12 protein-coding genes are annotated in these 9,720 nt (G+C 71.0%); 4 read left to right on the forward strand and 8 right to left on the reverse strand.

Annotated features, from left to right (window positions below):
* The first annotated feature begins 178 nt into the window (after positions 1–178).
* The 4 genes from FFS51_RS14120 to FFS51_RS14135 are packed head-to-tail and all read left to right on the forward strand — an operon-like array spanning position 179 to position 1,850.
* Complete coding sequence (locus FFS51_RS14120; RefSeq protein ID WP_249352736.1) at positions 179–391, forward strand: DUF4190 domain-containing protein; 213 nt, start codon at positions 179–181, stop codon at positions 389–391.
* A gap of 42 nt (positions 392–433) precedes the next feature.
* Positions 434–796 carry a DUF3099 domain-containing protein gene (locus tag FFS51_RS14125; protein WP_137878736.1) on the forward strand — a complete coding sequence of 121 codons (363 nt, stop codon included), beginning with the start codon at positions 434–436 and terminating at the stop codon, positions 794–796.
* Positions 793–993 (forward strand): hypothetical protein, encoded by a 201-nt coding sequence (locus FFS51_RS14130; protein WP_137878737.1) that lies wholly within the window; start codon positions 793–795, stop codon positions 991–993. The genes FFS51_RS14125 and FFS51_RS14130 overlap by 4 nt, the downstream gene beginning before the upstream one ends.
* Entirely contained in the window at positions 990–1,850 is an 861-nt protein-coding gene (locus tag FFS51_RS14135) for an SURF1 family cytochrome oxidase biogenesis protein (RefSeq protein WP_249352737.1), read from the forward strand. Before FFS51_RS14130 ends, FFS51_RS14135 begins: the two co-directional genes overlap by 4 nt.
* Positions 1,851–1,863: 13 nt before the next feature.
* Here the strand turns inward: FFS51_RS14135 and FFS51_RS14140 are convergent, their stop codons facing one another.
* From FFS51_RS14140 to FFS51_RS14175, 8 genes are all read right to left on the reverse strand, one after another.
* Positions 1,864–3,462 carry an ABC-F family ATP-binding cassette domain-containing protein gene (locus FFS51_RS14140; RefSeq protein WP_045248165.1) on the reverse strand — a complete coding sequence of 533 codons (1,599 nt, stop codon included), beginning with the start codon at positions 3,460–3,462 and terminating at the stop codon, positions 1,864–1,866.
* 115 nt (positions 3,463–3,577) lie between these two features.
* Positions 3,578–4,597 carry an ABC transporter substrate-binding protein gene (locus FFS51_RS14145; protein ID WP_137878738.1) on the reverse strand — a complete coding sequence of 340 codons (1,020 nt, stop codon included), beginning with the start codon at positions 4,595–4,597 and terminating at the stop codon, positions 3,578–3,580.
* A gap of 10 nt (positions 4,598–4,607) precedes the next feature.
* Positions 4,608–5,432 (reverse strand): ABC transporter ATP-binding protein, encoded by an 825-nt coding sequence (locus tag FFS51_RS14150; RefSeq protein WP_056209154.1) that lies wholly within the window; start codon positions 5,430–5,432, stop codon positions 4,608–4,610.
* Positions 5,429–6,466, reverse strand: coding sequence for a FecCD family ABC transporter permease (locus FFS51_RS14155; RefSeq protein WP_249352738.1), 1,038 nt, complete (start codon positions 6,464–6,466; stop codon positions 5,429–5,431). Before FFS51_RS14155 ends, FFS51_RS14150 begins: the two co-directional genes overlap by 4 nt.
* Positions 6,463–7,470 carry a FecCD family ABC transporter permease gene (locus tag FFS51_RS14160; protein ID WP_137878739.1) on the reverse strand — a complete coding sequence of 336 codons (1,008 nt, stop codon included), beginning with the start codon at positions 7,468–7,470 and terminating at the stop codon, positions 6,463–6,465. The genes FFS51_RS14155 and FFS51_RS14160 overlap by 4 nt, the downstream gene beginning before the upstream one ends.
* The gene (locus FFS51_RS14165) at positions 7,467–8,396 is read right to left on the reverse strand and encodes a siderophore-interacting protein (protein WP_171006206.1); all 930 of its coding nucleotides are present in this window, start codon (positions 8,394–8,396) and stop codon (positions 7,467–7,469) included. Before FFS51_RS14165 ends, FFS51_RS14160 begins: the two co-directional genes overlap by 4 nt.
* A gap of 41 nt (positions 8,397–8,437) precedes the next feature.
* Positions 8,438–9,598 carry a MalY/PatB family protein gene (locus FFS51_RS14170; protein WP_137878740.1) on the reverse strand — a complete coding sequence of 387 codons (1,161 nt, stop codon included), beginning with the start codon at positions 9,596–9,598 and terminating at the stop codon, positions 8,438–8,440.
* A gap of 9 nt (positions 9,599–9,607) precedes the next feature.
* The coding region (locus FFS51_RS14175; protein ID WP_137878741.1) for an integrase core domain-containing protein at positions 9,608–9,720 on the reverse strand (113 nt) is incomplete at its 5' end.

Raw genomic sequence — 9,720 nt, forward strand, 5'->3', positions numbered from 1 at the left:
GGCTGAGTGCGACGTGACCGAACACGATGCCGAGCACTGAGAACACGAAGGCGAACACCAGAGACAGGATCGCGAAGATGTTGGTCTTGCGCCCGGGTACCCGCCCGCCTATCAGGCGACCCCGACGTACGCGTACGCACCCGCGCGCAAGACCAACATCTTCGCGATCCTGTCTCTGGTGTTCGCCTTCGTGTTCTCAGTGCTCGGCATCGTGTTCGGTCACGTCGCACTCAGCCAGATCAAGCGCACCGGTGAAGACGGACACGGTCTCGCCGTCGCCGGTCTCATCGTGAGCTACGTGTTCGTGGGTCTGAGTGTGATCTTCATCGTGATCTACGTCATCTTCATCTTCGCCGTCATCGGTTCGGCCGCGACCTACCGCGGCTACTGATCGGGTCGCGTCACGATCGGACCGGCGTACGCTGGTCTCACCGTGAAGCGCCTCACCCCTCAGACCGCCACCTCGCTCCCGCGCGCCCCGCGCGAGGACGAGCGATCGCGCCAGGTCAAGTACCTGGTGTCGATGTCGGTGCGCGTCGTCTGCTTCCTGCTGATGGTGCTCGTCACGCCCTACGGCTGGTACACCTGGGTCTTCGGCGCCGCAGCAGCGCTCCTCCCCTACATCGCCGTCGTCATCGCCAACGTCGGTCAGGACCTGATCTCGAGCACCGCGAGCGCCCCGACAGATCAGACGGCCGAGGAACCTGCGACACGGGCGGTCGACGCCCACCCCGAGACACCGACGGTCATCACGATCTCCGAGTCGACCCGCATCGATCGGGACGGCACCGAGTGAGCGCTGCGACACCCTGTTCACGAGCAGGATGCCGCGCCGACGCGTCCTGGCGGATCGACTGGCGCAACCCGCGCATCCACGCCGAGGACCGACGCAAGACCTGGACCGCGTGCGACGCGCACGTCGAGTTCCTGGCCGGCTTCCTCACCTCCCGCGACTTCCCCGTGTGGACCTCGATGCTGACGGCCGCCTCGTGAGCGCGCCCGTGGAAGACCCGCGTCGCTGGCTGCGCTGGACCGGGTACGTCGCCGTCGCGATCCTCTTCGCGATCGCGTGCGCGTTCCTCTCGAACTGGCAGTTCGGCCGCAATACGTGGCGCTCCGACCAGCTGTCGCTCATCTCGAACAACTACGACGCGACGCCGGTCTCCCTCGACGCCGTGCTCGCCGCCGACGGCTCGCTCGACCCCTCGAAGCAGTGGCAGCCGATCAGCGTGCGCGGGACGTACGACGTCGCCGAACAGGTCGTCGCGCGCAACCGCATCAACAACGGCACGACCGGGTTCGAGGTGCTCACCCCCCTCACACTCGACGACGGGAGGGTGCTGATCATCGACCGCGGCTGGGTGCCGCCGGCCGCCACCGGCGACGGCCCGAGCACGATCCCCGCTCCCCCGAGCGGCGAAGTCACCGTGATCGCGCGAGCCCAGCCGTCTGAGGCGCTGCCGTCGGGGCGCGGCACGATCACCGGGCAGGTGCCGAGCATCAACCTCCCCCTCGTCGCTGCGACGACGGGGTCCGAGACCTACACCGGCCTCTACGGCCTGATGGTGTCGGAGGACCCCGCCGCGGCATCCGTACCCACCCCGCTCGCCGCTCCCGACAACGACCCGGGCCCGTACCTGTCGTACGCGATCCAGTGGATCATGTTCGCCGTCATGGGGTTCGGGTTCATCGGCTACGTCATCCGCACCGAGATCCGCAAACGCCGGGGGCTCGACCGCACACCGGACGACGATGAGGAAGACGACGACGGCATCGAGTACGCACCTCGCAAGCGGCGTCGCAGCGACGCCGAGATCGAGGACGAGCTGCTCGATCACGCGGGGGCGTGAGGCATCCGCCCGCTCAGGCCAGTGTGATCAGGTCGGCGTAGTCGCGACCCCAGATGTCCTCGACTCCGTCGGGGAGGATCAGCACGCGCTCGGGATTCAGCGCCTCGACAGCACCCTCGTCGTGGGAGACGAGGATGACGGCCCCCTCGTAGTGGGCGAGCGCGCCGAGGATCTCGTCGCGCGATGCCGGATCGAGGTTGTTCGTCGGCTCGTCGAGCAGCAGCACGTTCGCCGCCGACACCACGAGCGTCGCCAACGACAGGCGCGTCTTCTCACCGCCGGAGAGCACACCGGCCGGCTTGAGCACGTCGTCGCCCGTGAACAGGAACGAGCCCAGCACCTTGCGGGCCTCGGTCGCGTTCAGGTCGGGCGCAGCCGACATCATGTTGTCGAGCACCGAGCGTGACGTGTCGATGTTCTCGTGCTCCTGGGCGTAGTAGCCGATCTTCAGCCCGTGGCCCGGCTCCACCTGACCGGTGTCGGCGAGGTCCACGCCCGCGAGGATGCGCAGCAGCGTCGTCTTGCCCGCGCCGTTGAGCCCCAGCACCACGACCTTGGAGCCCCGGTCGATCGCAAGGTCGACGTCGGTGAAGATCTCGAGCGACCCGTACGACTTCGACAGGCCCGAGGCGCGCAGCGGCGTCTTGCCGCACGCGGCCGGCTTCGGGAAGCGCAGCTTCGCGACGCGATCCTCCTGACGCACGTCGTCGAGCCCCGACAGCAGCTTCTCGGCGCGCGCGACCATCTGGTGCGCGGCCGCCGCCTTCGACGCCTTCGCCCCGAACCGCGCCGCCTGCTGCTGCAGCGCGGTCGCCTTCTTCTCCGCGTTGGCGCGCTCCTTCTTGCGGCGCTCCTCGTCGGCGACCCGCTGACGCAGGTAGTTCTTCCAGTTCATGTTGTAGATGTCGATGACCTGACGGTTCGCGTCGAGGTAGAACACCCGGTTGACGGTCTCGCCGACCAGCTCGATGTCGTGGCTGATGACGATCAGCCCGCCTTTGTAGCCCTTGAGGAACTCCCGCAGCCACACGACGCTGTCGGCGTCGAGGTGGTTGGTCGGCTCGTCGAGGATCATCGTCTGCGCGTCCGAGAAGAGGATGCGCGCGAGCTCGATGCGACGACGCTGGCCGCCCGAGAGGGTACGCAGCGGCTGGTCGAGGATGCGGTCGGGCAGCGAGAGGTTGTGGGCGATGGATGCCGCCTCCGCCTCGGCGGCGTACCCACCCAGGGCCTCGAAGCGCTCGGTGAGCGATCCGTAGCGCCGCATGGCCTTCGCCGCGGCATCCGGGTCGTCGGAGGCCATCTCGAGGGATGCCTCGTGCATGCCGATCGCGAGCTGGCCGAGACCGCGCGCATCGAGGATGCGGGTGCGGGCGAGGTCGTCGGGGTTGCCGGAGCGGGGGTCCTGCGGCAGGTACCCGAGCTCGCCGGCGCGATCCACACCACCGTTGCTCGGCAGCAGGTCACCCGCGAGCACCTTCGTGAGGGTGGTCTTCCCGGCGCCGTTGCGGCCGACGAGCCCCACCTTGTCGCCCGGGCCGACGCGGAACGAGACATCCGACATCAGCACGCGTGCGCCGACGCGGATCTCGAGATCGTGGACGGCGAGCACGGTCAGATCCGATCCGTTGAGGGGTGGGGAGAGCGACCCGACGGGGTCAGCCTCCCAGTATAAATCGCGCGGGGCACCCGACTGCGCGCCGGATGCCCCGCGGACGACGGGTCGCTCAGCCCTTGGCGGTCTTCACCGCCGCCGAGAGCTTCTCGGCGAGCGTGGGCAGCAGCCACGGCAGCGACAGCGCCGTGGGCGAGACCGCGGCGACGTTCTCCTCGCCGACCACCTCCGCGACCGCACCCGTGGCGACGGCCGGGATCAGCCGGCCGCGCGAGGACTGCAGGAACGTGTCGAGATCCGCCTGCTGCTCGCCCTGGATGAGGATGACCTGCGCGTCGACCTTGTCGAGCTGCTCGTAGCTGACGGTCGTGTAGAAGGTGCCGTCCTTCGGGTCGAGTGCGTCGAGGCTCGGCGTGGAGGTGAAGCCGAGGTCCCGCAGGATCTCGACGCGCGGATCCGCGTCGACGTACATGTAGAACGTGTTCACGTCGTCGTCCACGTAGGCGATCGAGGTGCCCTGGAACTCGGGGTGGGCCGCAGCGGTGTCCGCGACCAGCTTGTCGAGGTTCGCGAGCAGGGTGGTGGCGGCGACGGCCTTGCCCAGCGCCTTGCCGACGATCGAGATGACGTCGCGCCACGGGGTCGACCAGGCGTGGTCGGGGTAGGCCACGACCGTCACTCCGGCCTTCGCGAGGGCGTCCCGCTCGTCCTGCGTGATTCCCGAGTACGGAGCGAGGAACAGGTCGGGGTTGGTGGCCAGGACGGCTTCGATCGGCACCGTCTGCGCCGACGAGTCGAGCACGGTCGGGGTCGCGGCACCGAGGTCCGTAAGCGCCTTCTCGACCCACGGGGTGAGCTTGTTGTCACCCCCGCCGTAGTCCATCGACGCGACCGCGACGGGCACGGTGCCGAGCGCGAGCGCGGCCTCGGTCGCACCCCAGCCCCACGTCACGACGCGCTGGGGGGCGCTGGCGATCGTGGCGCCGCCGAGCGCATCGGAGATCGTGACCGGGAAGCCGTCGGAGGAGGCCGTGGTCGAGGATGCGGCGCCGGATCCGGCGCAGCCGGCAAGGGCGAGGGTCGCCGCGACGACCGTTGCGAGGGCGGCGAGTCGGGAACGGGAACGGGTCATGTGCTGCCTTTCAGGGGAGGGATGGCACGGCGGGTGCAGAGTCGGCGTGCGTTCGGGGGATGACGAGGGGGCTCCCCGTCACGGGATCGGGGATCACGACGGCGTCGAGACCGAACGCGGCCGCGACGGTCGCGGGAGTGAGCACGTCGCCCGGCGCACCGTGGGCGATGACGGCGCCGTCCGCCATGACGACGAGGTCGTCGGCGTAGCGGGCCGCGAGGGCGAGTTCGTGCAGGACGGCGACGACGGTCGTGCCCTCCGTGCGGTTGATGCGGCGCAGCAGCTCGAGCACGTCGATCTGGTGGGCGAGGTCGAGGAAGCTCGTCGGCTCGTCGAGCAGCAGCGCACGCGGCTGCTGGGCGAGCGCCATCGCTATCCAGACGCGCTGACGCTGACCGCCGGACAGGTCGTCGACGGGACGGTCGGCGAGGTCGGCCACCCCGGTCTGCACCATGGCGTCGGCGACCACGCGCGCGTCGTCGCTGCGCCAGCGCCCGAGGGCGCCGCGGTGGGGGTGGCGGCCTCGGGAGACGAGTTCGGCGACCGTGACGCCGTCGGGGGCGATCGGATGCTGCGGCAGCAGGCCGACGGACTGGGCGAGGCTCCGGCGGGGCATCCCCGCGATGTCGTCGCCGTCCAGCGTCACCCGGCCGGCGAGCGGCGCGCGCAGTCGCGCGAGGGTCGACAGGAGGGTGGACTTGCCGCTCGCGTTCGCCCCGATGATGACGGTGAGCCGTCCGGGGGCGATGTCGAGGTCGAGCCCGTCGATGACCCGGCGCCCGGGGTAGCCGGCGGCGAGCCCGTCGACGCGGAAGTGGGCGGAAGCGGTGGTCATGCGAAGCGTCCCTTCGAGGTCGCGAGGAGCCACAGCAGGAAGACGGCGCCGAGCGCGCCGGTGACCGCGCCGACAGGGATGCTGCGCCCCGGCCACGCGTGCTGCGCGACGAGGTCGGCACCGACGAGAAGCACGGAGCCCACGAGCGCGCTCGTGCCGAGCGAGGGAGCGGCGCCGCGGCGCAGCGAGCGCGTGATCGCGGGCGCGCACAGCGCGACGAACGAGATCGGCCCGCAGAAGGCGCACACCGTGGCGGTGAGAAGCACGGCCGCCGCGATGACCGCGAGGCGCACGAACCCGAGCCGCACGCCGAGCCCCGACGCCGCGTCGGGTCCGAGGGCGAGCACGGGCAGGTCGCGTGCCGCGAGCAGCACCGCCGGAAGCGTGACGACGACAACGGCGGCGACGGTGGCGACCTGCCACCAGGGCGCCGCATTCAGGCTTCCCGCGAGCCACACGTACGCCGCCTGCGCCTGCTCGATCTTCGACCGGGTCAGCAGGTAATCGATCACGCAGGCGCACAGGAACGAGACGCCGATGCCCGCGAGGATGATGCGGAAGCCGCTCTGTCCGCGCCGCGCGGCGGCCACGAGCAGCAGCACCGCCACCGCGGCTCCCCCGCCGAACGCGACCACGGCGAGCAGCGGCCCGCCGATGCCGAACACGAGGAGTCCGACCACGGCGGCGACGCTCGCGCCACCGCTGATCCCGAGCAGGTCGGGGCTCGCGAGCGGGTTGCGCAGCAGCGCCTGGAGGAGCGCCCCGGCGAGGGCGAGAGCGCCCCCGGCCACGACAGCCATCGCGAAGCGCGGCATCCGGGTCTCCCACACGATGTAGGTCTCGATGCGGGTCCCGCCTCCGACGAGGGTGCGCAGCACCTGCCCGGGGTCCATCGGGTAGTCGCCGAGGCCGAGCGCGAGGGTCGCCGCGACGAGCAGCACGATGGTCATCGCGGCGGCGACCAGGAGCGCGCGTCGGCGCAGGCCGCGACGCACCCGGTCTACGGCCGCCAGCGACGCGGTGAGCGCGGTCATACGGTCACCAGCCGGCGTCGCAGCACGAGCAGCATCAGCAGCGGAGCGCCGAGGAAGGCGACGACCACTCCCGCCTGCACCTCGCCGGGCGGGGCGATCAGACGCCCGACGACGTCGGCGCTCACGAGGAGGGCGGCACCGACGGGGATCGCGAGGGGCATGAGGCGGCTGTACGAGCCGCCGCGGAGCGGGCGCAGGAGGTGGGGCACCGCGAGTCCGAGGAACACGATCGGGCCCGCGATGGCGGTCGCGCCGCCGCACAGGAGCACGCTCGCGACGACGCCGAGAATCCGGGTGCGGGTGGCGGAGTGGCCGAGGCCGGCCGCGACGTCGTCGCCGAGGGCGAGCAGATCGAGTCCGCGGGCGACGCCGAGCGCGATCACGGCGCCGATGACGAGCGGCACGGCGACGAGGGCGACCGCGTCGAGACCGCGCGCGGTGAGACCTCCGACGGTCCAGTACCGGTAGACGGCGAGAGTCGTGGCGCTGGAGGTGAGAACGGCGAGCACGATCGCGGTGAGGGCCGCCGTGACGGCCGCGCCGGTGAGCGCGAGCCGCGCGGGCTGTGCGCCGGCGATGCCCGCGACCGCTCCCACGAGGAGGGCTGCGGCGGCGGCGCCCGCGAACGCGAACCACACGAACGCCTCGGGTGTGGCGGCGCCGAGCGCGGTGATCGCCAGCAGGACGGCGACGGAAGCCCCGGCGTTCACACCGAGCAGTCCGGGATCGGCGAGCGGATTGCGGGTCAGGCCCTGCATCATCGTGCCGGCGAGCCCCAGCGCCGCTCCCGCCGCGAGACCGATGACGGTGCGCGGCACCCGCTGGGTCACCACGACGCTGTGGTCGGGGTTGCTCGGATCGAACGCCGTGAGGGCCTGCCACACGACGTCCGGCGCGATCGGACGGGAGCCGATCGCGAGGCTCGCGACGACGACGGCGACGAGCGTCAGGCACGCCGCAGTCCAGAGCACCGCGGTGCGGCGCCCTCTGTGACCGGGGGTCACTCCGTGCGCTCCGACTGCCCCGCTCGCCAGTAGCCCATGAATGCGACCCGGGAGCGGTCGACGCCGTGATCCTGCACGAGCAGTCGACGCAGGGTCTTCACGACCGAGGACTCCCCCGCCATCCATGCGTAGAAGTCGCCGACGCCGCCTGTCGGGGCATCCCAGAGCAGTTCCCGGTCGACATCGATGTCCGCCAGCTCCTGACGCTCGGCGGCCGCAACGGAGTCGAGATGATGGCGGGATGCCGCGCACCAGACGCGCACCGCGTCGATGAGCGTCTCGCCGTGCTCGGCCTCGTCGCGGGCGAGCCAGGTGAGCGTCGAACCCGGTGCGAGTTCGACGTGCTGCGCGTCGGCCGCGTGCGGCACCTCGATGAACGCGGTAGCCGCGACATCCGCGCCGTGGAGCGATTCGAGGATCGAGCAGATCGCGGGCGCCGCCGTCTCGTCGCCGGCCAGCAGCACGGTGCGGGCGCCGCGGGGGTGCCAGTCGATGCCGCTGCGCGAGTCGGAGCTGAGTTCGTCGGGGCCGACGATGACGATCTCGTCGCCGAGATCGGCCGCCTCGGCCCAGGCGCCCGCGGGCCCGGCGTCGTGGTGCACGACGAAGTCGATGGTCAGCACACTCTCGCGGATGCGCCGCACCGTGTACGTGCGCAGGATCGGACGCTCGGCGGTGGGCATCGCCCGCCAGCGCGCGTACCAGAGCCCGTCGTGGGGCTCATCGGCGATGCCGGTCCCCGGGGCCTCGGGGGTCGGCAGCAGGAGCTTGAGGCGCTGGTCGAGTCCGGCGGTGCCGAAGTCCTCGAACCCGTCGCCGTGGAAGTGCACGCGACGGAACGAGGGGCCGAGTCGTTCGACGCCCACCACCCGCGCCCGATAGGGCCGGTAGGCGGGTCGGACGGAGGTCTCCACCGAGCTGGTCACCCCGTTAGGTTAGCCTTACCTCTCTAGGGTGCGCAAACTCGTCAGCGCGTCACGAGCGCGCCGACGCGCGCGATCGCCTCCTCGATCACCTCGGGCGCGCACCCGAAGTTCAGGCGCACGTGGCCGATGCCCTGAGGGCCGAACAGCGGGCCTTGGTGCAGCGCCACCCCCGCGCGACGGCGGATCTCGACGGCGGGATTGTCTCCCCAGCCATAGGCCGTGACATCGATCCAGGCCAGATACCCGGCCTGTGGGAGCTGATAGCGAGCGTCAGGCAGGTGTGCTGCCAGTGCGTCAGCCACCAGACGTCGATTGCGATCGAGCGTCACGAGAAGTCGATCGAGCCACTCGTCGCTCGCCCTGTCGAACGCCGCCACGTTGGCGATCGCACCCCAGTGTCCGGTGCGCCACTCGACCTCGACCGGGAAATCGCGGATCACCGCAGTCGTCGCCGGGTCCGCCGTGACGATCTGCGCACACTTGAGTCCGGCGAGATTGAACGCCTTGCTTGCGCTCGTGACGGCATATCCGACACGCGCCGCGGCGGCGGACGCCGACAGGAACGGGGTGAAGTCGACGGGCGCCATCGCGAGCGGACCGTGGATCTCGTCGCTGACGACCGCGACGCCATAGCGCTCGGCGAGCTCGGCGAGACTGGCGAGCACGTCGACGGGGTGCACCGTGCCGGTCGGATTGTGCGGATTGCACAGCAGAACCGCGCGGGCGCCGGCCGCCAGCGCATCGGCGACGCCGTCGAGGTCGATCACCCAGCCGTCGGCACCCCGCTGCAGCGGAACCGGCTGCGCGGTGCCGCCGGCCTCGGCGACGATCTCGAAGAACGGCGGATAGACCGGCGGCATCACGACGACGCGATCGCCGGGCGGGATGACCTTTCGGAGGATCTCGACGACCCCCGTCATCACGTCGCCGGTGGTGCGCAGGCCTGACGGGTCAACCCCCCAGTTCCATCGACGTTCGGCGAATCCCGCGAATGCGGCCCGCACACCGGGATCCGGCGGCGTGTAGCCGGTATCACCGAGCTCGAGCGCGCGCGCCAGCGCGGCCGAGACGGTGGGCGCGAGGGCGAAGTCGGTCTCGGCAACGAACAGGGGCAGCACGTCGTCGGGGTACGTGCGCCACTTCGAACTAGAGCGTCGGCGGAGCACGTCGATGGGCAGAGCCTCGAGGGGCAGAAGGGTCACCGCTCGAGCCTAGCTGTACTTCCCCGTGACGTTGTGAACGCGGGCTGAGGGGGTCTGGCCGCCGATCCCGGTGTGGGGTCTGTGGTGATTGTAGTGATGCAGCCAGGTCTCGTATGCCGCGG

Origin of the sequence: Microbacterium sp. 4NA327F11, from assembly GCF_005503465.1 — a bacterium.
Taxonomy (GTDB): domain Bacteria; phylum Actinomycetota; class Actinomycetes; order Actinomycetales; family Microbacteriaceae; genus Microbacterium; species Microbacterium ginsengisoli.

Bases quoted from the DNA above. Each gene is read 5' to 3' on its own strand.
- FFS51_RS14150 (WP_056209154.1), bottom strand. From the start codon at position 5,432: ATGACCACCGCTTCCGCCCACTTCCGCGTCGACGGGCTCGCCGCCGGC.
- FFS51_RS14155 (WP_249352738.1), bottom strand. From the start codon at position 6,466: ATGACCGCGCTCACCGCGTCGCTGGCGGCCGTAGACCGGGTGCGTCGC.
- FFS51_RS14145 (WP_137878738.1), bottom strand. From the start codon at position 4,597: ATGACCCGTTCCCGTTCCCGACTCGCCGCCCTCGCAACGGTCGTCGCG.